This window comes from Streptomyces sp. SudanB52_2052 (assembly GCF_964272415.1).
GTDB classification, from domain to species: Bacteria; Actinomycetota; Actinomycetes; order Streptomycetales; family Streptomycetaceae; genus Streptomyces; species Streptomyces olindensis.
Window position 1 is genome coordinate 693,424 of record NZ_OZ186796.1, and the last position, 21,023, is coordinate 714,446.

Below are 21,023 nucleotides of genomic sequence, written 5' to 3' on the forward strand. Positions count from 1 at the left end.
CCTCAAGCCATGGCATGCGCACGCCTTCGTCCGTGGCGATCGTGCTGACGCGGTCCCGACCGTTCGAGGAGGATCACTATGAAGGCCACCAGGATAGGCGCCGTCATGGTCCGTGACGTCGTCACGGCCGACCGCGGCACTCCGTTCAAGGAAGTGGTGCGCAGGCTCGGGGACCACCGGATCAGCGGCCTCCCGGTGATCGACGAGGACGACAAGGTCATCGGCGTGGTCTCCGAGACGGACCTCATGCTCCACCAGGCCCGGACATCCGAACCGGACGGCACCTTCAGCGCCTGGGCGAGCCGCCTGCGGAAACTGAGCCGCGGCGTGCGCCGGAACGCGGCCAAGAGCCGGGCACGGACGGCCGGCGGGGTCATGTCGACGCCCGCCGTCACCGTGCGGGCCGACGCCACCGTCACCGAGGCCGCCCGGCTCATGGCCGAGCGCGGCATCGAGCGGCTGCCCGTCGTGGACGAGGAGGGCCGGCTCGCCGGCATCGTCACCCGACGCGACCTGCTCCAGGTCTTCCTGCGCACCGACGAGGAGATCGAGCGTGATGTGCGGCAGGAGGTCTTGGTCAACACGCTGTGGCTGGCCCCACAGATCATCGAGACCACGGTCGAGGACGGCGTGGTCACGCTGACCGGTCAGTTGGAGCGGCGCAGCGACATCCCCGTCGCGCTCGGCATGACCAGCCGTATGGACGGCGTCGTCGCCGTCGTCGACCACCTGTCGTACCGGATCGACGACTCGCACCTGCGTCCGGCCGAACAGGCCGCTCTGCACGGTGTGGCCGACGACTGGATTCGCCGGCTCTGAGCAGGGCCTCCCGCTCCCGGTATGGGAGCGACTGCCTGATCCGTGGACTCGGAAAGGACCGGTCTCGATGAACACGCAAGCCGCACCCCTGGTCCACCCGGCCCGGTTGACCGCAGTTCTCGATCCACGATCGTCCCGCTGGCTGTGGCTGGTCAAGTGGCTGCTCGCCCTCCCCCACTACGTCGTCTTGGTCTTCCTGTGGGTGGCGTTCGTGGGGGCGAGCGTGGCGGCCTTCTTCGGGCTCCTCTTCACCGGCCGCTACCCCCGTCCCCTGTTCCGCTTCACGACAGGGGTACTGCGGTGGAGCTGGCGAGTGGCGTACTACACCTTCGGCGCCCCGAGGACCTCTCCCGCGGTCTCGTCCTGGTGAAGTGGTGGCTCCTGGCCATCCCGCACTACTTGGTCATCGGTTTCTTCCTGGGCGGCGTCCATGCGTCCTGGGCCGGGGGCGGGCTCATCGGTGTGCTGACGCTGTTCGCCGGTGTCGCCCTGGCCGCCACCGGGCGCTACCCGCGTGGCCTGTTCGACCTCGTGATGGGGCTCAACCGCTGGGTGCTGCGGGTAGCCGCCTACGCGGCCCTGCTCACCGACGTGTATCCGCCCTTCCGGCTCGACCAGGGCGTACTGCCGGGGCGGCAGCCATCGGCCTCGCCTCCACCACGGCCGTGCTCTACGTCATCGCGGGCGCTGCCACCGCGACGCAGAGCAGTGGCTGGTCCGTCGCGGCGCTCACCGCGGCCTGCGTCGGCCTGCTGCTCAAGGTCCTGTGGTTCCATCCGTGGCTGTCCCTCGGCGTGGTGCTGGACGCCGGCGTCATCACCGCCGTTCTGACTGGCTGGCCGGCGTCCCTGTACTGAGCCGTCCGCCGTCACCCGTCCGCGAGGGACCATCGGCGCTCCGTCGGAGCCTCTCGGCCCACGCGGCACGCCCCCGCTCCGGACCATCGTGGGGGCATGAAGCCTTACGGGAGGTTGCCATGACCGAACTCGCCACCGGCAGGGCCATCGTGGTGGGCGTCGACGGGTCCGAGGCGTCCGCCGCCGCCCTGCGTTGGGCCACCGAGCAGGCCCGCGCGCTGCGCGCGGAGGTCGTCGCCGTGCACGCCTGGGAAGCGACCGCGCCCCGCGTCGCCCCATACGCCCCGGTGTCGGTGCGGCCCACGCCCGCCGAGGAACGGGACGCGGCCGTGCGGTTGCTCACGGAGACGCTGCGCAGGGTCTTCGGGCCGCGGATCGACAATGCCGTACGCGCTGAACTGGTCGAGGGCCCGGCTGTGCGCGTCCTCCTGGACCGGGCGCGCGGCGCCCTGCTGCTCGTTCTCGGGCGCACCGCGCACGGGCAGCTTGACCTCCCTGTAGGGGGTGCGGTCGGCCGTGGATGCCTGAGGCACGCCACTGTCCCCGTGGTCGCGGTACCGGCGCCCGACCGACCCGCGGTGCCGCTTCGAGTCGTAGGAACCCCGCGAGCGGAGTTGTTCGAGGCACAGGGCGTATCGAGGTGACGTGATGGACGTTCTGGTCGGCCATGCGACCGCCCACGGCTCCACCCGGCAGATCGCCGAGCGGATGGCTGCCCAGCTGCGCCGAGCGGGACTCGCAGCGCGGGCGCGTCCCATGGCGGACGTCGACGACGCCACCACCTATGAGGCGTTCGTCCTCGGAAGCGCGGTTCACAGCCAGCGCTGGCTGACCCCGGCGAGAGCCTTCATGCGGGACAACCGCGACGTACTGGGCATGCGACCGGTATGGATCTTCAGTGTCGGGATGCCGGCTGCGCTGCGGGGGCCGTGGAAGCGCATGGTCACGAAGGAGATTCCAGTGATCGAGCGAGACCTTCCGGCCGGTCTAACGTATCGGGGGCACCGTCTGTTCTCGGGCGTCCTCACACCGGATCAGCTTCCGCGCACGGGGCGGATCTTCTTCCGCGTGGTGGGCGGCCGGTTCGGTGACTACCGGGACTGGGACGCCATTGACGCGTGGACGGCGGAGATCGCGACCGAGCTGACCCATGGCTGAGCCGGTTCCGACCTCATGGCTGAGTCGGTCAGACCCCTCGGTCGCACGTGACGATCGCTGGTTCAGGAGCGGAGGGAGCGGCGGTGGTCGGCTGGCGGCACCGGCACCGTGATGGTCAGGACACCATGCTTGTACTCCGCTGCCACCTCGTCGCCCTTCGCCCCGGCCGGCAGCGGAGTGAAGTGGCCGTAAAGGACCTTGGTGCCTCGGTTCTCGGTGGTCATCACGCTGCGCTGGGCACGCAGGTCCAGCACACCTCCCACGACGGTGATCTCGATGCCATCGCTGGGGTCGACCCCGGGAAGCTCGGCCAGCAGTACATACGTCCCGTCCGTCAGGCGCTCTTCCACATGGATGCCGTGCGTTTCCGGAAGAGTGTCCATCACGGGGAATCCTGCCTCCGACCAGTCGGGCAGGACGGACAGCTCAGGCCGGCCGCGGAGCCGCTCAATCGTGCCGCTCATGTCGTACACCTCTTCTCTACCACCAGCGTCGTCCGCCGGAGGCTGCTCGCGCATGGGTCGGTCGGCCCCCTTGCGTGCGCCGCTCGTCCTGGACCGACGGACTGCCGAACTGCACCGCTCTGCGAGCCGGCACCCAGGAGGGAGGACCGGTCCGGGCGAGGCGCTCGTGCTCGGCAGGATCGGTCACCACCGAGGCGGAACCGGTGACGACGACGCTCCAGCCCCAGTGAGCCACCGCGTGCACCTCGTCGGCGCGAAGGCGACCACCGCGCCGTCGATCGCGCGGACCAACTCGGAGGCAGCCGACGTACACAGCAACACCCCGCCGTCGTAGTCCAGACAGAAGTTGACCGGCAGCACCGAGCGGAGAACCCGGCATGTTGGACGATGCGTCCCACCTGTGCCGGCAGGCGCAGGCACTCCTGCCGCTCCAGTTCCCGGCCGGGACCGGCGTCAGGCCGCCCGCACAGCGACGGCGTCGTGCTGTTGTCCGCCGAGCACCACCTTCAAGGCACCGGTCCCGGCGGCGTTCTTGAAGACGTCGTACGCATCCTCCATCTGGTCCAGCGGGAAGGTGTGGGTGACCAACTGCGACGTCGGGAGCCGTCCGGCGGACGCCATCCGCAGCAGGGTCGGCGTGGAGTGCGTGTCGACCAGCCCCGTCGTGATCGTCACGTTCTTGATCCACAGGTCTTCCAGGTGCAGCGTCGCCGGCTTGCCGTGCACACCGACGTTGGCCACGTGGCCGCCGGGCCGCACCACGCGCGTGCACAGCTCGAAGCTCTCCGGCACGCCGACCGCCTCGATGACCACGTCGGCACCCAGCCCTTCGGTGAGGTCGGCGATCAGCTGCTCGGGGGCTTCCCGGACGTCGGCCACGGCATCCGCCCCGAGCCGCCTGGCGGCCTCCAGTCGGGAGGGGGCCAGGTCGACGGCGACGATCCGCTCGGGCGCGAACAGCCGGGCGGTGGCGATCGCCGCCAGCCCGATGGGGCCGGCCCCGACGACCACGACGGTGTCTCCTGGACGGACCTTCCCGTTGAGCACGCCGACCTCGTACGCCGTCGGGAAGATGTCGGCCAACAGCACGGCATCCTCGCTGCTCACGGCGCTGGGCAACGGGTGCACGGACAGGTCGGCGTAAGGGACGCGGACGTACTCGGCCTGGGTGCCGTCGATCAGATGCCCCAGGATCCAGCCCCCGCCACCCCTGCACTGGCCGTACATTCCCTCTCGGCAGTAGCGGCACCGCCCGCACGCGCTGATGCAGGAGACCAGAACCCGGTCCCCCGGGCGCACCGTGCGTACGTCGCCGCCGACCTCGACGATCTCCCCGACCGCCTCGTGTCCCAGCACGGTGCCGGGCCGGACCTCGGGCACGTCGCCCTTGAGGATGTGCAGGTCCGTCCCGCAGATGGTCACGGCGCCGACTCGTACGATCGCGTCGGTGGCTTCCTTGACGACCGGGTCCGGGACCTCTTCCCACGCGGCCTGTCCGGGACCGTGGAAGACGTAGCCTTTCATGCCCGCTCCTCGCTCTCTAGCGCTCCAGCCCGGAGCCGGAACCCGGCGCAGCGTCGTCGGCAGGCCCGAGTCACTCCGGTGCGGTGCCGGGATTGCCCCGCACGTCCAGCTTGTCCCACGGCAGGGAGATCCGCTTGGGCCGGTCGGCCCTGCAGCGCCGCCTCATCGGCCCATGTCACATGTGGCCTCCCGCTGCCACCTTCGAGGAGTCACGCGGACGAGGAGGTGCTACCGATGCCCGGTGGCAGGGGTACGAAAGTGAGACTGTGGCGGTGGCGGAGCAGTCCGCTACGACGGCGCGACGACAAGCTCGAGGCCTGGATCGTGCTGGCGATGTGGGCGGTCATCGCGGTGGGAGGGACGATCGCCGGGCTGGTGACGGCTCTCTCCGCCCACGAGGCGCTCGCACAGCAGCGATCCGAGCGGCACGCGGTGCGTGCGGTAGTACTCACCGATGTTCCGCGGAGTCCGTCATCGAGAGAGGGCGGCACCTACCGAACCTTGGCAAAGGTCCGGTGGACAACTCCCGATGGCGTCACCCGGACCGGGCGAACCTTGGTGGACGACACCGGCCTGCGCCGCGGATCGACGATCACGGTGTGGCAGGACACGCATGGCGCACTCACCCCGGAGCCGGCCGATCCGGCGGAGGCCGCCGCGGAGGCGGTCTTCTTCGGTGTCGCCGCCGCGCTGGCCCTCTCCGGCCTCGCTCTCGGTGCCGGGGCCCTCGCGCGGTGGCGTCTTGACCAACGGCGCCTCGACCAGTGGTCCAGGGAGTGGGACGTGATCGGTCCGCAGTGGAGCCAGAAGACCGGCTGACGGGCAGTGCCCGACGGTCCCTCTCCGAGGGCGCCCCCCCCTACGGCTGACGCGCGTTTCCTGATACCCGGAACGGTCCAGGCGGTCGTGGCCTTCGCGTATCCCGGCGGGCGGGGACGTCTTCGACATCCTCCTGCCGACCGCCTCCCGTCGGCTTCACCGGGAGACCTCTCTCCCGGCGGGCTACTTGGCACTGGCACGGGTGCGCCCGCCGCCCTGAACACCGTCGCGGATCTGGCCGCCGACTGGTTCACAACCCACCTGGCACGGCCCGGCGTGGGGGTGTCTCTGACCATCTCGTCGACGTAGAAACCCCGACGCACGACGACGGGCCCCCGGTACCCGCCTGCGCACAGGCACCAAGGGCCGATCGTCGGAACGTTCCGCTAGCGGTTCTTCTCTCCGTCGGTGAGCTCCTTGGCCACCCGCGCGGCCCAGGCCTCGATCACGTCGAAGTCGCGGAAGTCCCCGCCCTTGCCGGAACGCAGGATCATCCGGGCGATGCGTCCTTTCGCGCCTTCCACAAGGCGTCCTCCGAAGGTGACGTGCTCGGTGACGTCCAGCCTGTCCATGGCGCGCCGTACGCCGGGCACAGGCGGGATGTCCCGCTCCGACGCCGAGGCATCGAGCGGCCCGCTGCTGAAGAACCACACCGGCCGACCGGCCAAGGACCTGCCGTGTCGCCGCACGAAGCGGCGGGCGTCCTTGTGCCAACGCCCGGCGTACAGCCCGCCACCGACCACGACGGCGTCGTACGGCGACACGCTCGTCACGGACCGGGCAGGCAGCGCCTCGGCCGCGAGCCCTTCCTTGCGCAGGACGGCGGCGACGGCTTCGGCGATCTCCGCAGTCGATCCGTTGGTTGTTCCGTAGGCGACCAACACGTTGCTCGGCATGGTGGTTCGCCTCCTTTCACAGTCGTCGAGCCGGTGGGTGAGCTCGTCGACGACGTCGACCCCGCCGTCGATCTGCCGGGTCATGGCAAGGGCGATCCCGGTCTCGCTCTTGCCGACCGCTCCTCCTCTTCGAGCACCGGCAGCCGCTCCGCATGTCGCCGGGCCACTTCATTCCGGTTCCTCCTCAGCGCAGTCGGCGCAGATAGGGGTCCTTGGGCGTGCGCGGCACGAGGCGTATCCGCGCGTCGAGCACGGTGACCTGGCCGGGCGTGGCGAGGACCGGGTTGAAGTCGGCCTCGGCGAGTTGCGGCAGGTCCTCCGCCATGCGGGACAACCGCAGGAGGACCTGTTCCAGGCCTTCGAGGTCCACGGGTCCGTTGCCGCGGGCGCCGAACAGCAGGGGTGCGCAGCGGGGGGCAGTGATGAGGTCGTGCACGTCGTGGTCCGTGAGCGGGGCGAGGCGGGCGGCGTGATCGGCGAGCACCTCCGTGGCCGTCCCGCCGAGGCCGAACAGGACGAGCGGCCCGAAGACGTCGTCCTGGACGACTCCGGCGAACAACTCGGTGCCACGTTCGGCGAGCGGCTGCACGACCACCCCGGTCATCAGTCCGCCGAACCGACTCTCCAAGTCCTGGTAGGCCGCACGGATCTGATCCTCGCCGCGCAGGTCGAGGTGGACCGCGTGCTGCTCGCTCTTGTGCACCAGTCCGGGCCAGTGGGCCTTCATGACCACCCGGCCGTCGACACCGCCCAGCCGTTCGGCGCCGAGGACGGCGTCGTCCTCCGTGTCGGCCCATGCCCATGGCAGCTGGGGGATGTCGTAGCAGGCCAGCAAGTCCGCGCAAGTGAGTGGGTCGAGCCAGCCGCCGTCCGGGTGCGCGGCGAGGTACGTCTCGGTGATCTGTCGGGCGCGAGCGGTGTCCACTCCGATGAGCGCCGGTACGGTGCCGGCCGGGCGGGCGAGCCAGGCAGCCCGGCGGGCGGCGTGGGCCAGGGCCCGTGCCGCCGCCTGGGGCTCGGCGTACGAGGGGATGGTGCCGCCGTCGGCGGCGGGCAGCAGGCTGACCGCCACGTCCTGCTCCAGGCGGACGAGGGCGACCGGCCGCGCCTGTCGTCCCGGTCCTGCGGTGAGGGCCCGGACTAGATCGTCACCCGTCGCCGCGGCGACCGCGGTGGGGACGAGGGCGAGCAGCACGGCGTCGATCCCCGGATACGTCATGAGCCGGTCGACGCACTCGCGCAGTTGGTCCTCGGATACGGCCGCGGTGGCGTCCACGGGATTGCCGACGGCCGCACCGGAAGGCAGCACGGCCAGCAGGTCGTCGACGAGTCCGGGAGTGAACTGCGGCAGGACGAGCCCCGCTTCGGCGCAGGCGTCGGCGGTCAGCACGCCCGCGCCGCCGGCGTTGGTGACGATGGCGACGCGGGTCCCCACCGGGTGCGGCTGGGTGTGGAACAGGGCCGCGGTGGCCAGGAGTTCGCCGATCGAGTGGGTGGCGGTGATGCCGGCCTGGGTGAACAGGGCCTGCCGGGTCATGGTGCGGGTCGCTGCGGCCGCCGTGTGCGAGGCGGCGGCTCGTCGGCCGGCGTCGGTGCGGCCCGCGTCGACGGTGAGGACGGGCATGCGGCGGGTGACGCGCCGAGCGGTGCGGGAGAAAGCCCGCGGGTTACCGAAGGACTCCAGGTGCAGCAGGGCGAGGTCGGTACGGCCGTCGCTCTCCCACCACTGGAGCATGTCGTTGCCGCTGACATCGTACTTGTCGCCGAGGGAGGTGAACGTGGACACGCCGATGCCCAGGCGGGACAGCCCGTCGAGCAGAGCGATGCCCACACCACCGGACTGCACGGCCACACCCGCACTGCCGGGCTTCGGGTGACCGGCGGCGAACGTCGCATCCAGGCCCAGGGCCGGGTCGGTGTTGGAGATGCCGAGGCAGTTGGGGCCTACCAGGCGCATGCCGTGGGCACGGCATGCGGTCAGGAGCGCCTGCGCCTGAGTACCGTCCAGGCTGCTGAAACGACCACGAGGGCCCGTACGCCCGCCTTGCCGCACTCCTCGGCGACGGTCGGGACCGCGGGAGCGGGAGCGGCGATCACCACGAGGTCGGGCGTCCTGGGCAGGGAGGTGATCGAGGGGTAGGAAGGCACGCCCAGGATGTTGGTGGCGCTGGGGTTCACCGCGAACAGGCGCCCGGTGTAACCGCCGGCGTGCAGGTGGTGCAGCAGGGCGCGGCCGACCGAGCCGGGCTTGCGGCCGGCGCCGACGACGGCCACCGCCTTCGGCCGCAGCAGCGGTGCGAGGCTGGCCACGTCGGCGGCCCGGCCTCGGGCCTCCACCGCCGTCAGGTAGGCGTCATCCTCGTCGAGGGCTATCGTGCAGCGCACCTCGGCGCCCTCGAAGCGCCGGGTGACGTCCAGGCCGAGGTCGGTGAAGAGCCTGAGGACTTCACGGTTCTCGCTCAGCGCGTCGGCCGTGAAGGTGGTGACGCCGTCCGACCGGGCCGCCGAGACCAGGTGTTCGACGAGCAGGGTGCCCACGCCCCGGTGGTGCAGCCCGTCGGCGACGGCGACGGAGATCTCGGCCGAGTCCCTGCCGCCGCCGGTGTCGTACTCGGCGAGGCCGATCACCTGGCCCTTCGTCTCGGCCAGCAGCGCCCGGTAGCCGGGCCGTGCCGACGCACAGGCCCGATCGGCGGCCGCGGTGGCGGAACGGTGGCTCGCCGCGAAGAACCTCAGGCGCAGGTTCTCCGGTGACATCTCCTCGTACAGCCCCTCCAGCTGATCGTGGTCGCCGGGCAGCACAGGACGGATGCACACGGTGGTCCCGTCCGTGAGCAGGGCGTGGACAGGGGGTCGGTTGAGCACGTCGTCCGTCATCGCGGATCTCCTCCAAGTCTCTCGACTCTTCGAGCATCCAGCGGTTCGCCGCGGGGACCCATGGGCTGTCCGGGACCGATCCGAGGGCCGGTCGGCCCCATCACCCCGTCACGCTCGTCGATTCGGTCGCCGCTCGCAGGGGCGCGCCCCCGGTGCACGGTCTGTCGGCGGTCACGACGGTGGCGCACCGATATTCCGCCCCGGGCGAGTACCCAGCGGTGGATGACCGGGGCACCGGTGAGGAGGCGGCAGGGCTGCAAGCCATCGTGAGCACCGGAGACGCCGGGCAGGCGCTCTGCCGAAGCCGACCGAGCGTAAGCGGCAGCGGTACGTCCCCGACCACGCGGCGGGCCTTTGGTCTCACACCCGCTCGGGCACGACCGCCACCGGACAGGCGGAGTGGTGCAGGACGGTGTGGGCGACGCGGCCGAGCTGGAGGCGGAGGTGCCCGGGCTCTCGGCGCCTGGCCCCGACGACGAGGAGGTCTGCCTGCTGCGAGGCGGCGAGGAGCGCCGTGCGAGCGGGTCCCTCGATCGTGCGCCGGTGCAGCTCCATGTCCGCCGGAGCATCCTTCAGGGCCGCTTCCAGCACCTTGGCAGCCTGCTCCTCGTGCAGGCGCGTGGGCTCGCCCGCGAGCAGGGGGTGGTCGGTGGTCTCGTGCGCGGGACAGCGCCAGGCGCGGACGGCGTCCAGCGGCACCCCACGCCTCTTCGCCTCCTCGTAGGCGAAGTCGACAGCAGCCGTCGATGCGTCGCCGACTCCGAGGAGGATGCGACCACGCAGCCCGGCCCTGGCCTGGTTGTCGTGGTTGCCACGGACGACGATCACCGGGCAGGAGGCGTGGGCTGCCACGGTCAGGCTGACGGAGCCGAGCAGCAGGTTGGCGATGCCGCCGCGGCCACGGGTGCCCAGGACCAGCGCGGAAGCGTTCCGTCCCTCGCACACCAGCGCGTATTCGGGCTCCTCGGGGAGCACGTCGGTGGAGATCTTCACGTCCGCAGCGCGCCGGCGGGCGCGCCGCGCCGCGGTCTCGACGATGTCCACGGCCATGCCCCGTCCGGACGGCTTGCCCAGGTCATGCGCGAGTGCGGCGCCTTCGTAGCGTTCCCACAGCGAGGCGTTCACCAGCCGCAGGGGCACCCCGCGGAGGGCGGCCTCGTCGGCCGCCCAGTCCACGGCCCGCAGGCTCGGCTCGGATCCGTCGACGCCGACGACGAGCGGAAGATTCACGGTGCTCATGACCGTGCTCCCAGGTCGAAGACGATGCGGGCCTTGACCTGGCCGCGCAGCACCTCGTCGATGGAGTCGTTGACGGCGGCGAGGGGTCGGGTCTCGTAGATGACCTTCGTCCGGCCGGCCGCGTGGAGCTGGAAGACCTCGGCGAGGTCCTGCCGGGTGCCGACGATCGAGCCAATCACACTGGTGCCGTTCAGGACCGTGTCGAAGATCGGCACCTGGATCGTGCCGTGCGCGGGCAGCGCCACCATCACCAGCTTGCCGCCCCGGCGCAGACCGGAGTTGACCGCCGTGAAGGCGGCCTCGTTCACCGCGAGCGCGATCGCCGCGTGCGCACCGCCGTGGCGCTTCAGCACCGCTCCCACGTCGTCCTTGCGGGCGTCGATGACGAGATCGGCACCCAATTCTCGGGCGAGTCGCAGCTTGTCGTCGGTGACGTCGATCGCGGCGACGGTGGCCCCGGCGATCTTCGCGTACTGCACGGCCAGGTGTCCGAGCCCGCCGACGCCGGAGATCGCGACGAGCTGGGCGGGTCGGACGTCGGCGACCTTCAGCGCCTTGTACGTCGTCACGCCCGCGCAGGTCAGCGGGGCCGCGTCGAACGGGGTGACACCCTCGGGCACCGGCTGGGCGAAGTCGGCCCAGGCCAGCATCTTCTCCGCGTACCCCCCGTCGCAGCCGTAGCCGGTGTTGATCTGCTGCTCGCACAGGGTCTCCCAGCCGGACAGGCAGTGCTCGCACCGCCCGCAGGCCCGGCCCAGCCAGGGCACCGCGACTCGCTGCCCGGCGGCCAGGTGGGTGACGCCCTCGCCGAGGGCCTCCACCAGACCCACGCCCTCGTGCCCGGGCACGAACGGCGGGTTCGGCTTGACCGGCCAGTCCCCGTGCGCGGCGTGGATGTCGGTGTGGCACAGCCCGGACGCCTCGAGACGGATACGGATCTGGCCGGGGCCGGGCTCGGGGTCGGGGCGCTCCTCGATGACCAGCGGTTCACCGAAGGCCCGGACGACTGCTGCCTTCATGGTTGCTTCTCCTCAGGGTGTTTCAGTCGTGCGGGACGACGGCGACGGGCGCGGTGGCGTGGTGCAGGACGGCGTGCGTGACGGGACCGATGTGGACACCGAGCGGGTTGCGGCGGACCCGGCGGCCCACGACGACGAGGGATGCCTCGCGGGAGGCGTCGATCAGGTGCAGGGCCGGGCTGCCGTGGCGGGACTCCTCCAGAACCTCGACGTCCGGGAACTTCCGCCGCCATGGGCCCAGCACCTCCGCCAGGCCGGCGGCCTCGCTCTGGGCGAGGGTGTCGTGAAATCCGGGGTCGGCTGACAGGCCGTAGGCGTAGTAGGGCGGCGGGTTCCATCCATGGACGGCCCTCAGGGACGTGGCGCGGCGCACCGCCGCGTCGAAGGCGAACTCGATCAGTCCTTCATCCGGCCGGCCGGTGTCCAGGCCAAGCACGACGGGCCGGTAAGGAGCCGCCGCCGACGGAATGCCGGTGGGGTCCATCTCGTGCTCGTCGGCGGCCTGCTCTCCCGCGCGCACCAGGACGACCGGCAATTCGGCGTGCGCCAGGACGGCCTGGCCGACGGAGCCGACCAGGAACCCGCCGAGCCCGCTCATGCCGCGCGACCCCAGGACCAGCAGCGCGGACTCCTCCGCCGCCGAGCACAGCGCCTCGGCGGCGTTGCCGGAGCACTGCTCCGTGCTCACCTCGACGCCCGGGTGCCGCAACCGCAGACCCGCGGCGGCTTCGCGCGGGATCCGCTCGGTCCAGTGCTGGTGGGTCTCGGCACCGAGGAGCGGTGCCTGGGCCATGGGCTCCGGCACCGGCTGCCACACATGGACGAGCCTGAGCGCCAGCCCGCGCAGTTTCGCTTCCCTGGCCGCCCACTCGGCGGCGGCCCGGCTCTCGGACGAGCCGTCGAGACCTACGGTGATCGTGCGGGACATGCTCTCAACCTCCAGAAGTGAAGCAAGGGATCCGAGAAGCAAGGGATCCGATTCGAGGGTCGTGCGCGGGCGGCGGGCAGTGCACGGGCCACTGGTCCCGGACCGGGACCCGACCGTCCCTCCCACTGCCCGGGCGGTGGGCCCGGTGGCGAGCCCACCGCACCCCCGCGTTCAGCGCAGCCAGCCCTTGTCGCGGACGAACCGGAGCCTGGCCCAGAGCCGACCGGCCCCCAGGGTGTCGCCCGCGGAGACGGCGGCCAGGGCGATCAGGACGGCGGCGTAGACGAGGTGGTAGTCGGCGAAGGGGTTCGTCGACATGCTCGGCGAACCGTCCGAGAGGTGCCGGGCCGGCGGCCACTCCGCGACCCACATCAGCGCCATCATCACGGTCCCCGCCACCGCGGCCAGGCGCAGTCCGATCCCGGCGACCAGTGCCAGGCCGATGCCCAGCAGGCCGAGCATGAACAGCCAGTCCGCCCAGGCCGCGCCGGCCCACGCGTGGAACGTCGACTCCATCGGCCCGACGGACACGGAGCCGAGGAACCCCTTCGTCGGCGATCCACCGTCGATCCAGCCCTTGCCGGACGGAGTGGCGTAACCAAACCCGAACGTCTTGTCCAGGAAGGCCCACAGGAAGACGAAGCCCATGAGGAGGCGCACGGAACCGAAGACGTAGGCCCGCGCGGTGTGCGTGTCGTCACGTGCCGACACGGCGGACTCGGGTGCGGTGGACGTCCGGTTCCGTCGGAACGACGGCAGGTGGAGACCCGCACTGCGGTGTGAGTGATCGTGCACGGCCATGACGGTGATCCCTTCGGGGATGGTCCGGCTGGTTCCTGACACCGTTCACTGTCCTGGCCGGCGCCGGTTCGCACCGGAGGCCGAAGGTCCACGGCGACGGGCTGAACGGCCCTGGGCCGGCGGGGCCGTTCGGCGCAATACGACCGGACCAACCCGGCGGGTCCCAAGACGCCGTGCCTGGTGCTGGGCGTGGCCCTCGCGGCGGGGAGCCGCCACCGGGTTCAGGACACGCAGCTCTCAGCCCTGGGTGTGTCGCCCGCAGCCCACCCCGTCAGGCCCGCCTCGCCACTCCGCACGGCCCGCGAGGCGCTGGAGGCCGGGTGATCCGCTCACCGGTCGGCCGGCGTGATGCGACGCCCTGTCACGCGGACGGGCCGGATCATCACCCACAACGTGCGTCCTCCCCCCGGCCACGGATCGGTATGGGCCCGCGTGTCCAGGCGGCGCACCTCGTCGGGGTCTCTGACGGCCTCGGCCCGGCCGACCGCGAGAACGCTCCAGCCCTGGCTCATCGCATCGTCGATGTGGTCCACCTCGAAGGCGACCTCCGTGCCGACGGCCGCAGCGGGAGCCGCGTCCGGCGAGGTGCGGAAGACGAGGGCGTCGTCGACCACGTCGTAGTTGACCGGGAGCACGGCCGGACCATCAGGGGTGGTCACAGAAACGCGCCCCACACCGTGCGTGGACAGCAGGGTGCGGCACTCCTCCGGGCTGAGTTCCCTCAGGCTGGGGTGCAAGAGGGCGTGTCCCTGCCCTGGTGGCAGATCCTGGTCACCGCCCCGCAGTTCGACGAGCCGGGTGCCGAGGGCGTCGGCCAGTCGCAGCAGCGTCGCCAGACTGGGATCCGAAGGATGTTCCTCCAGGTAGGCGAGGTACTCCGGCGCCATGTGGGCGCGGCGAGCCGTTTCCTCCCGGCTGAGACCCTGTCGCCGACGTGCGGCCGCCACGCGGCGCCCCACGTCCCCAGGTTTTGTCGCGGCGCTGCGGGGACGGGTAGCGGTGGCTCGCGTGCTCGGGTCCATCGTCCCGCCCGGCGCTGCGGCCTCGGTGTGAAGGTGCTGGACGTGTGCGTCCGGCCCGGGGAACACGAGCGTGACCTGGCCCGTGTCCGACCATCGCACGTCGTACGGGGGCGTTCCGTCGTCGTGGTGCAGCCCGACGATCTCGCCGTCGCGCCGAGCGGTGCCGGTGGCCGGACTTTCGACGATCAGCAGATCGCCCAGCTGAGCGTGCATGACGGTGCCGTTTCCCTCGGTGGGTCCGCTCTTGGCTAGCCCTTCCAGGATCACGCCGGGCCGGGCCCCGCACCACTGGGTGGCGTCCCGGCGTCCTTCCCGCCCGGAGGCACCTGGTGCCTCGCACCGATCACCTTTCCGAGGGGCCCTGCGCTTCCCTCACCGGGGCGTGCCAGACCAGTCGTGTTCCGCCGCCGTCCCGGTCGGCGAGTTCCATGTCCCCGCCGAGCTTCCTGGCCCGCTCGGCCATGTTGGCGAGGCCGCTGCGGCGGCCCTCCTCGGGTACGCCCACACCGTTGTCGGTGACCGTGAGGCGCACCTCGTTGCCGTCGGTCTCCAGCACCACCTCGGCGCGGTCGGCGTGCGCGTGGCGGGCGATGTTGGTCAGGGACTCGGACAGCACGGCCACGATGTGGTCGGCGGTCTCCTTCGGGACATGGGTGTCGAGCAGTCCCTCCATGCGCACACTGGGCGCGAAGCCCAGGACAGGCACGGCCTCACCCACCACGCGTACCGCTCGGGCCCGCAGGCTGGGGGCCGCGTCGTCGTCGCGCGTGCGCAGGCCGAAGATCGTCGACCGAATGATCTTGATGGTTTCATCGAGGTCGTCAACGGCCCGCAGCACGCGCTCCGAGGCCTGTGCGTGCTCGATGAGGCGGCCGGCGCTCTGCAGGGTCATCCCGGTGGCGAACAGCCGCTGGATGGCCAGGTCGTGCAGGTCTCGGGCGATCCGGTCGCGATCTTCGAGAACAGCGAACTGTTCGGCGTCCTTACGGCGTTCGGCGAGTTCCATGGCGACCGCGGCCTGCGCGGCGAAGCCCTGCAGCGGCTCCATCTCCTTCTGGGTGAACTCGTTCGCGCCCGCCTCACGCACCAGCAGGACGACCCCGCGTACGCCGTCCCCCGTCCCCACCGGCACGGCGACGGCCGGACCCAGGCCGGAAAAACGCGGCGGACCAGCCGAGATCCGATCGTCCTGGGAGGCGTCCGGGCTGGTCACCGGTGCCACGTCGGCGAAGGCCCGCCCGATGAGGCTGCCCTCGACGGGCAGCACCAGCCCGCGGTGGGCCTCCGCCTGCCGGCCGATGGCCAGCTCCACCGTGAGCGTGTCCGTGTCTTGCATCGGCACCGCGACCACGGCGAGTCCGGCACCGGTGATGTCCCGCGCTCGCTCGGCGATCAGCCGCAGTACCTCCGCTTGGTCGCCGCCGGACATCAGGCTGTGGGTGATCTCGGCGTTCGCTTGCAGCCACCGCTCACGCAGCCGGGATTCCTCGTACAGACGGGCGTTGTCGATGGCGACGCCGGCGGCCACGGCGAGGGTGGACAGGACGGCCTCGTCCTCCTCGTCGAAGTCGGTCCCGCCCCGCTTCTCGGTCAGGTACAGGTTGCCGAACACCTGGTCCCGGACCCGGATGGGAACGCCCAGGAACGTGTTCATCGGGGGATGGTGCGGCGGGAAGCCATAGGAGGCCGGATGCTCGGAGAGCTTCGGCAGGCGCAGCGGCTCGGGGTGGCGGATCAGCTCACCCAGGATGCCGTGCCCCTCGGGGAAGTTCCCGATACGGGCGATCTGGTCCTCACTGACACCGACCGTGTGAAAGGCCGACAGCCGCTTCCCGTCCGGGCCGATCACACCGAGTGCGCCGTACTGCGCGTCCACCAGTGCCGTCGCGGCCTCAACGATGCTGTACAGCGCCTGCTCCAGGTCCAGTTCCCGGCCGACCGACAGCACCGCTTCCAGCAGACTGTGCACCCGGTCCTGGGTCCCCCGGGCCGCGTCGATGCGGGCCTGCAGCTCCTCCAGCAGCTCGTCCAGCCTGAGCTGGGGCAGCTTTACCTGGGCCTTCCGGGCCTCCTCGGAGCTTGGCAACGTGATCCTCCCACTATCCGCGTAGAGCCGACCGCCGTCCGCTCATCTGCCACGGTAGCGGTCGGCGCGCGAGGAGGGCACGAGATCAGCCCTGCCAGGAGGGAGAGCACGCCAGGCGGGTCAGGTCCGCGGCAACCTCGCGGCGACGTACTCCGTGAGGTCGAGCAGCCGGTTGGTGTACCCCCACTCGTTGTCGTACCAGCCGAAGACCTTCACCAGGTCCCCGTGGGCCTGGGTCAGCGGGGCGTCCAGGACGCACGAGGCGGGGTCCCCCACGACGTCGCGGGAGACGATCGGCGCGTCGGACACCCGCAGGATGCCCTTCAGCGGCCCGTCGGCGGCCTCCCGGAAGGCCGCGTTGACCTCGTCGGCGGTCGCCGGCCGGTCGAGCACCACGCTCAGGTCGGTCAGCGACCCGTCCTCGACGGGAACGCGTACGGCAATGCCGTCCAGGGTGCCGGACAGTTCCGGCAGGACGAGGCCGACCGCGCGGGCCGCACCGGTACTGGTGGGGATGATGTTGACAGCGGCGCTGCGGCCCCGGCGCAGGTCCTTGTGCGGGCCGTCGAGGACCACCTGGTCGTTGGTGTAGCCGTGGATGGTGGTCATCAGGCCCTTGACGAGGCCGAAGTGCTCGTCCAGCACCTTCACCATCGGGGCCACGCAGTTGGTGGTGCAGGAAGCGTTGGAAACCACGTGATGCCGGTCCGGGTCGTACGTTCCTTCATTGACGCCCATCACCACAGTGGCGTCGACGCCCTTGCCCGGAACCGACAGCAGCACCTTGCGCGCTCCCGCCCTCAGGTGCAGGCCCGCCTGCTCGCGGGTGCGGAAGCGGCCGGTGGACTCGATGACGACGTCCACGCCGAGGTCGCCCCAGGCCAGGGCGGCGGGGTCGCGCTCCGCGGTGACGGCGACGCGGTGGCCGTCGACGGTCAGCGAACTGTCGTCGTGCTCGACGACGCGGCGGAGCCGCCCATAGGTCGAGTCGTACGCCAGCAGATGGGCCAGTGCCTCCGGCGAGGTGAGATCGTTGACCGCCACCACTTCGATGGAAGTGCCGGCAGGGTTCTCCGCGCGCTCCAGTGCGCAGCGCAGGTAGTTGCGTCCGATGCGGCCGAAGCCGTTGATGCCCACGCGTACGGTCATGTCCCTCGTCCTCCCCGACGGGTTCGCGATACCCGGTGTCGTCCGGGTGCGCTATCAGCCTTCCGCCGTCGTGTGGGGCGGGGCTTGGGCCCAAGGGGGTGAACCGGGGACCGTTCGGCCCTGCGCGGCGGCAGCGGGCCGGGGCGGGAGGCGTCGGCAGGCCTCTCCGCTCCCCCGGCTCCGCCTCAGCGTCCCTCGCCGCGCAGCCGGTCCTGCGCCTGAGTGGCGATGACGGCGGCCTGGATACGACGCTCCACGCCCAGCTTGGCCAGCAGGCGGGAGATGTGGTTCTTCACCGTCTTCTCCGCCAGATACAGCCGCTGGCCGATCTGCCGATTGGTCAGGCCCTCACCGATCAGGGCCAAGATCTCCCGCTCCCGCTCGGTCAGCCCCGGCAGGGCGTCCGGCTCTTCCTCCTGCTTCTGACCTCCCCGCAGCCTTGCCATCAGCTTGGTCGTGGCGCTCGGGTCCAGCAGCGACTGGCCACGGGCCACGGTGCGCACCGCCGAGACCAGGTCCGAGCCCTGGATCTGCTTCAGGACGTACCCGGACGCACCTGCCATGATCGAGTCCAGCAGGGCCTCCTCGTCGTCGAACGAGGTCAGCATCAGACAGGCCAGCTCGGGCATGCTCGAGCGCAGTTCACGGCACACGGTCACGCCGTCGCCGTCGGGCAGGCGGACGTCGAGGACCGCCACATCGGGGCGCAGCGCGGGGACGCGCACCAGGGCCTGCTCGACCGTGGCGGCTTCGCCGACCACCGTGATGTCCGGCTCGTCGTTCAGCAGGTCGTGCACACCGCGCCGTACGACCTCGTGGTCGTCCAGGAGGAAGACCCTGATGGGACCTCCGGTGCCGGCATGCTCACTGTCCGCCATCGGTTACTCCTTGTAATGTCCTCTGCTGTTTCCATGGGAATCCTTCCCCGTCCGAGGGACTGGAGGCCAGGGCCGGTGGTCCCTGATTCCCGGATTCCACTCTCCGGATCCCCCACTTGGTGGATTTGCTACCGCCGTCGGCGGCGTCGTGCAGATTCGTGCGGCGCGCTGGATCGCGGCGATGCAATCCAGAAAGAGCGGCTCAGGCGGTGAGGTCCACCCCGTACAGGGTGCGTCCGCCGACGAGCTCGCGCCCGGTGACCAGTTCGGGCTCGATACGGACGAAGACTCCCTGCGGTGACGGCACCCAGGAGGCCGCAACGGTGCGGGCCAGGCGTTCGTGCTCGGCGGGGTCGGTCACCACCACGGCGGTGCCGGTGACGATGACGCTCCAACCGGAGTACCGGACCGCGTCGACGTCGTCGACCTCGAAGGCGACCACCGCACCGTCGATCGCGCGGACCAGTTCCGAGGCCGCGGAAGTGCGCAGCACCACCGCACCTTCGCCGTCCAGACCGAAGTTCACCGGCAGGACGGCGGGCAGGGCCTGGCGCGTGTAGACGATGCGGCCGACGGGCACCTTGGCCAGCCGCCGAAGGCACTCCTGCCGTCCGAGTTCGTGGAAACCGTCGTTGGTGTACATCAGCCGGCCCCGTCTCTCGCTTGGTACATGGTTCTGCGTCACCCCATCCTGAGCCGGATGCGACCCGGGAATGAGGGGCCATCGGTCCCGGCCGTACCGGAGAACGACCCGTGTCACACCGCGATCGACGGGCCCGCACGTCCACAGCTTGGCTGTTCATGACCCCACGCGGTCCCGGCGACGGCGCGGGGAACGGGCGCCGAGTCGGGCGTCGCGACTGAGGTAGACGATGTAGGGGCGGGTGAGGTAGTCGATGCTTTGGTCAGGGCCGGGCTGAAGGTGGAAGATGGAGCGGCACCACACTCCTCCGCGTACCGCCTAGGGCCGGTCGGCCCTAGGCCCACACGACGGCCGCGGGGACGATGGACTGATGTACCAGAACGACGCCTTTCGCGCACTCGACCGGCAGGAAAGCTTGCGCCTGCTCGCCAAGGTGCCGGTCGGCCGCGTGGTCTATACCAGGCAGGCATTGCCCGCGGTCCTCCCCGTCAACTTCTCCCTGGACACGGACACCTCCGTCCTGCTGTGCACCTCGCCGGACTCGGACCTCGTACGCGCCATCGACGGCGTCGTCGTCGCCTTCGAGGCGGACGAGTTCGACGCGGCGACCCGGTCCGGCTGGAGCGTGGTCGTCACCGGACGGGCCACCGTGGTGACCGACCCCGCCGAGCACGAGCGGCTGTCCCAGGACGGCCCCACGTCCTGGATGCCAATGGCAGGGGCCGTGTTCGTGCGGATCGAATCCGAGATGGTCACCGGCCGGGAGCTTCGCCCGCCGGCTCTGTGAGCGTGGTGGCAGCTCCCTGAGGCTCGGGCAGCAGCAGAATGGACGATTCCAGTGTCAGCCCGGCGGCACGACGGAACACGATGCGCCAGGTCCTCTGTTGCTCAGATGGCGCCGACCGTCCCTCTTGTGGTGCGCGAGGGGCGCCTCATTGCCCGGCCGGACGAGCGTGTTGTCGCCGGTGCGGCCGGCGAAGTAGTCGGAGATGTTCGCCACGGTCGTGGCGGCGATCTCACCGACGGCGTCCCGGGTGAAGTACGCCTGGTGCGAGGTGACCAGGACGTTGTTGAAGGTCATCAGCCGGGCGAAGCGCTCGTCGGTCATCACGTCCAGGGACTTGTCGAGGAAGAACACCCCCGCCTCCTCCTCGTACACATCCAGCCCGACGCCGCTCAGCCGCCCCGCGCGCAGGGTCTCCAGCAGGGCGTCGGTGTCGACCAGGCCGCCACGGCTGGAGTTGACCAGGATCGCGTCGTCCTTCATCGCTGCCAGGGCGCGGGCGTCCACCAGGTGGTGGGTGTCTTCCACCAGCGGCACGTGCAGGCTGACCAGGTCCGCCTCGGCGAACAGCCGCTCCCGCTCGACGTACTCCATACCCAGAGCCAGGCAGTCGGGATTCTCGGCGACGTCCCAGCCCAGCAGCCGCATGCCGAAGCCATGGGCGATCCGGGCGAACGCGGCTCCGATCTTCCCGGTTCCCACCACGCCGGCCGTCCGGCCCCGAAGGTCGCGGCCCATCAGCCCGTCGAGCCTGAAGTCGAACTCCCGGGTGCGGTGCGCGGCCCGCACAATCCGCCGGTCCACGGCGAGCGCCAGCGCCCACGTGAACTCGGCGACCGAGTACGGCGAGTAGTACGACACCCGGGGCCACCGTCAGCCCGAACTCCTCGGCCGCTGTCAGGTCGATGTTGTTGTCGGTCCGAGCTGCTCGGCGGCAAGGGGCGCCGACCTCGCCGAGATGCCCGGATGGGCCTGCCGGTGCCGCCCGGGTTCACCGTCGCCACCGAAGCCTGCCGCGCGCTCCTGGCCACGGGCGCCGAGCCGGACGGCCGGTCCGCGA

18 protein-coding genes and 4 pseudogenes are annotated in these 21,023 nt (G+C 71.1%); 7 read left to right on the plus strand and 15 right to left on the minus strand.

Annotated features, from left to right (window positions below; translation table 11 throughout):
* Positions 1 to 78: 78 nt before the first annotated feature.
* The 5 genes and pseudogenes from ACSUPV_RS03180 to ACSUPV_RS03200 all read left to right on the plus strand — a co-directional run bounded on the left by ACSUPV_RS03180 (position 79) and on the right by ACSUPV_RS03200 (position 2,834).
* Positions 79 to 819: a CBS domain-containing protein gene (locus tag ACSUPV_RS03180; protein WP_359786064.1), complete on the plus strand. Its 741-nt coding sequence runs from the start codon at positions 79 to 81 to the stop codon at positions 817 to 819.
* A 67-nt stretch (positions 820 to 886) separates the two neighbouring features.
* Positions 887 to 1,473 (plus strand): annotated as a pseudogene (locus tag ACSUPV_RS03185) (DUF4389 domain-containing protein); the annotation flags it as partial.
* An 11-nt stretch (positions 1,474 to 1,484) separates the two neighbouring features.
* Positions 1,485 to 1,676, plus strand: coding sequence for a hypothetical protein (locus tag ACSUPV_RS03190; protein ID WP_436949998.1), 192 nt, complete (start codon positions 1,485 to 1,487; stop codon positions 1,674 to 1,676).
* 119 nt (positions 1,677 to 1,795) lie between these two features.
* The gene (locus ACSUPV_RS03195) at positions 1,796 to 2,320 is read left to right on the plus strand and encodes a universal stress protein (protein ID WP_436946865.1); all 525 of its coding nucleotides are present in this window, start codon (positions 1,796 to 1,798) and stop codon (positions 2,318 to 2,320) included.
* A gap of 4 nt (positions 2,321 to 2,324) precedes the next feature.
* Positions 2,325 to 2,834 (plus strand): flavodoxin domain-containing protein, encoded by a 510-nt coding sequence (locus tag ACSUPV_RS03200; protein WP_031115504.1) that lies wholly within the window; start codon positions 2,325 to 2,327, stop codon positions 2,832 to 2,834.
* Between the two features lie 62 nt (positions 2,835 to 2,896).
* On the opposite strand, the gene ACSUPV_RS03205 is transcribed toward ACSUPV_RS03200, so the two are convergent.
* From ACSUPV_RS03205 to ACSUPV_RS03215, 3 genes and pseudogenes are all read right to left on the minus strand, one after another.
* Positions 2,897 to 3,298, minus strand: coding sequence for an Hsp20/alpha crystallin family protein (locus ACSUPV_RS03205; protein WP_382608959.1), 402 nt, complete (start codon positions 3,296 to 3,298; stop codon positions 2,897 to 2,899).
* A gap of 16 nt (positions 3,299 to 3,314) precedes the next feature.
* Positions 3,315 to 3,768 (minus strand): annotated as a pseudogene (locus ACSUPV_RS03210) (pyridoxamine 5'-phosphate oxidase family protein).
* The gene (locus ACSUPV_RS03215; protein ID WP_359786052.1) at positions 3,752 to 4,822 is read right to left on the minus strand and encodes a zinc-dependent alcohol dehydrogenase family protein; all 1,071 of its coding nucleotides are present in this window, start codon (positions 4,820 to 4,822) and stop codon (positions 3,752 to 3,754) included. The pseudogene ACSUPV_RS03210 and the gene ACSUPV_RS03215 overlap by 17 nt, the downstream one beginning before the upstream one ends.
* Positions 4,823 to 5,056: 234 nt before the next feature.
* Between ACSUPV_RS03215 and ACSUPV_RS03220 the strand changes: the two genes are divergently transcribed.
* Positions 5,057 to 5,641 carry an Rv1733c family protein gene (locus ACSUPV_RS03220; protein WP_436946866.1) on the plus strand — a complete coding sequence of 195 codons (585 nt, stop codon included), beginning with the start codon at positions 5,057 to 5,059 and terminating at the stop codon, positions 5,639 to 5,641.
* A 386-nt stretch (positions 5,642 to 6,027) separates the two neighbouring features.
* Here ACSUPV_RS03220 and ACSUPV_RS03225 read toward each other — a convergent pair whose 3' ends face one another.
* The 11 genes and pseudogenes from ACSUPV_RS03225 to ACSUPV_RS03275 all read right to left on the minus strand — a co-directional run bounded on the left by ACSUPV_RS03225 (position 6,028) and on the right by ACSUPV_RS03275 (position 19,179).
* Positions 6,028 to 6,537 (minus strand): flavodoxin domain-containing protein, encoded by a 510-nt coding sequence (locus ACSUPV_RS03225; RefSeq protein WP_359786237.1) that lies wholly within the window; start codon positions 6,535 to 6,537, stop codon positions 6,028 to 6,030.
* Positions 6,538 to 6,721: 184 nt separating this feature from the next.
* A pseudogene (locus ACSUPV_RS03230) lies at positions 6,722 to 9,414 on the minus strand (bifunctional acetate--CoA ligase family protein/GNAT family N-acetyltransferase).
* A gap of 360 nt (positions 9,415 to 9,774) precedes the next feature.
* Positions 9,775 to 10,653: a universal stress protein gene (locus ACSUPV_RS03235; protein ID WP_359786047.1), complete on the minus strand. Its 879-nt coding sequence runs from the start codon at positions 10,651 to 10,653 to the stop codon at positions 9,775 to 9,777.
* The gene (locus ACSUPV_RS03240) at positions 10,650 to 11,672 is read right to left on the minus strand and encodes a zinc-dependent alcohol dehydrogenase (RefSeq protein ID WP_031115513.1); all 1,023 of its coding nucleotides are present in this window, start codon (positions 11,670 to 11,672) and stop codon (positions 10,650 to 10,652) included. Before ACSUPV_RS03240 ends, ACSUPV_RS03235 begins: the two co-directional genes overlap by 4 nt.
* A 22-nt stretch (positions 11,673 to 11,694) precedes the next feature.
* Positions 11,695 to 12,600, minus strand: coding sequence for a universal stress protein (locus tag ACSUPV_RS03245; RefSeq protein WP_031115514.1), 906 nt, complete (start codon positions 12,598 to 12,600; stop codon positions 11,695 to 11,697).
* A 171-nt stretch (positions 12,601 to 12,771) separates the two neighbouring features.
* A complete protein-coding gene (locus ACSUPV_RS03250; protein WP_382608967.1) occupies positions 12,772 to 13,401 on the minus strand; it encodes a hypothetical protein in 630 nt (209 codons plus the stop codon).
* 329 nt (positions 13,402 to 13,730) lie between these two features.
* Positions 13,731 to 14,636 carry a pyridoxamine 5'-phosphate oxidase family protein gene (locus tag ACSUPV_RS03255; RefSeq protein WP_436946867.1) on the minus strand — a complete coding sequence of 302 codons (906 nt, stop codon included), beginning with the start codon at positions 14,634 to 14,636 and terminating at the stop codon, positions 13,731 to 13,733.
* A gap of 130 nt (positions 14,637 to 14,766) precedes the next feature.
* On the minus strand, positions 14,767 to 16,509 hold the full coding sequence (locus ACSUPV_RS03260) for a GAF domain-containing protein (RefSeq protein ID WP_436946868.1): 1,743 nt from the start codon (positions 16,507 to 16,509) through the stop codon (positions 14,767 to 14,769).
* 120 nt (positions 16,510 to 16,629) lie between these two features.
* Positions 16,630 to 17,658, minus strand: a complete 1,029-nt coding sequence (gene gap / locus ACSUPV_RS03265; RefSeq protein WP_382608974.1) for a type I glyceraldehyde-3-phosphate dehydrogenase — start codon at positions 17,656 to 17,658, stop codon at positions 16,630 to 16,632.
* A 185-nt stretch (positions 17,659 to 17,843) separates the two neighbouring features.
* Positions 17,844 to 18,536: a response regulator gene (locus ACSUPV_RS03270; protein ID WP_031115520.1), complete on the minus strand. Its 693-nt coding sequence runs from the start codon at positions 18,534 to 18,536 to the stop codon at positions 17,844 to 17,846.
* Positions 18,537 to 18,738: 202 nt separating this feature from the next.
* Positions 18,739 to 19,179: a pyridoxamine 5'-phosphate oxidase family protein gene (locus ACSUPV_RS03275; protein ID WP_382608977.1), complete on the minus strand. Its 441-nt coding sequence runs from the start codon at positions 19,177 to 19,179 to the stop codon at positions 18,739 to 18,741.
* Between the two features lie 370 nt (positions 19,180 to 19,549).
* Between ACSUPV_RS03275 and ACSUPV_RS03280 the strand changes: the two genes are divergently transcribed.
* The gene (locus ACSUPV_RS03280) at positions 19,550 to 19,966 is read left to right on the plus strand and encodes a pyridoxamine 5'-phosphate oxidase family protein (RefSeq protein WP_359786029.1); all 417 of its coding nucleotides are present in this window, start codon (positions 19,550 to 19,552) and stop codon (positions 19,964 to 19,966) included.
* Between the two features lie 147 nt (positions 19,967 to 20,113).
* Here the strand turns inward: ACSUPV_RS03280 and ACSUPV_RS03285 are convergent.
* Positions 20,114 to 20,876 (minus strand): annotated as a pseudogene (locus ACSUPV_RS03285) (NAD(P)-dependent oxidoreductase); the annotation flags it as partial.
* Positions 20,877 to 21,023: the final 147 nt, after the last annotated feature.

What these genes read in the sequence shown, in the direction of transcription:
- ACSUPV_RS03180 (WP_359786064.1), top strand. Translation starts at nt 79, where the DNA reads ATGAAGGCCACCAGGATAGGCGCCGTCATGGTCCGTGACGTCGTCACG.
- ACSUPV_RS03195 (WP_436946865.1), top strand. Translation starts at nt 1,796, where the DNA reads ATGACCGAACTCGCCACCGGCAGGGCCATCGTGGTGGGCGTCGACGGG.
- ACSUPV_RS03200 (WP_031115504.1), top strand. Translation starts at nt 2,325, where the DNA reads ATGGACGTTCTGGTCGGCCATGCGACCGCCCACGGCTCCACCCGGCAG.
- ACSUPV_RS03205 (WP_382608959.1), bottom strand. Translation starts at nt 3,298, where the DNA reads ATGAGCGGCACGATTGAGCGGCTCCGCGGCCGGCCTGAGCTGTCCGTC.
- ACSUPV_RS03215 (WP_359786052.1), bottom strand. Translation starts at nt 4,822, where the DNA reads ATGAAAGGCTACGTCTTCCACGGTCCCGGACAGGCCGCGTGGGAAGAG.
- ACSUPV_RS03220 (WP_436946866.1), top strand. Translation starts at nt 5,057, where the DNA reads ATGCCCGGTGGCAGGGGTACGAAAGTGAGACTGTGGCGGTGGCGGAGC.
- ACSUPV_RS03225 (WP_359786237.1), bottom strand. Translation starts at nt 6,537, where the DNA reads ATGCCGAGCAACGTGTTGGTCGCCTACGGAACAACCAACGGATCGACT.
- ACSUPV_RS03235 (WP_359786047.1), bottom strand. Translation starts at nt 10,653, where the DNA reads ATGAGCACCGTGAATCTTCCGCTCGTCGTCGGCGTCGACGGATCCGAG.
- ACSUPV_RS03240 (WP_031115513.1), bottom strand. Translation starts at nt 11,672, where the DNA reads ATGAAGGCAGCAGTCGTCCGGGCCTTCGGTGAACCGCTGGTCATCGAG.
- ACSUPV_RS03245 (WP_031115514.1), bottom strand. Translation starts at nt 12,600, where the DNA reads ATGTCCCGCACGATCACCGTAGGTCTCGACGGCTCGTCCGAGAGCCGG.
- ACSUPV_RS03250 (WP_382608967.1), bottom strand. Translation starts at nt 13,401, where the DNA reads ATGGCCGTGCACGATCACTCACACCGCAGTGCGGGTCTCCACCTGCCG.
- ACSUPV_RS03255 (WP_436946867.1), bottom strand. Translation starts at nt 14,636, where the DNA reads ATGCACGCTCAGCTGGGCGATCTGCTGATCGTCGAAAGTCCGGCCACC.
- gap (WP_382608974.1), bottom strand. Translation starts at nt 17,658, where the DNA reads ATGACCGTACGCGTGGGCATCAACGGCTTCGGCCGCATCGGACGCAAC.
- ACSUPV_RS03270 (WP_031115520.1), bottom strand. Translation starts at nt 18,536, where the DNA reads ATGGCGGACAGTGAGCATGCCGGCACCGGAGGTCCCATCAGGGTCTTC.
- ACSUPV_RS03275 (WP_382608977.1), bottom strand. Translation starts at nt 19,179, where the DNA reads ATGTACACCAACGACGGTTTCCACGAACTCGGACGGCAGGAGTGCCTT.
- ACSUPV_RS03280 (WP_359786029.1), top strand. Translation starts at nt 19,550, where the DNA reads ATGTACCAGAACGACGCCTTTCGCGCACTCGACCGGCAGGAAAGCTTG.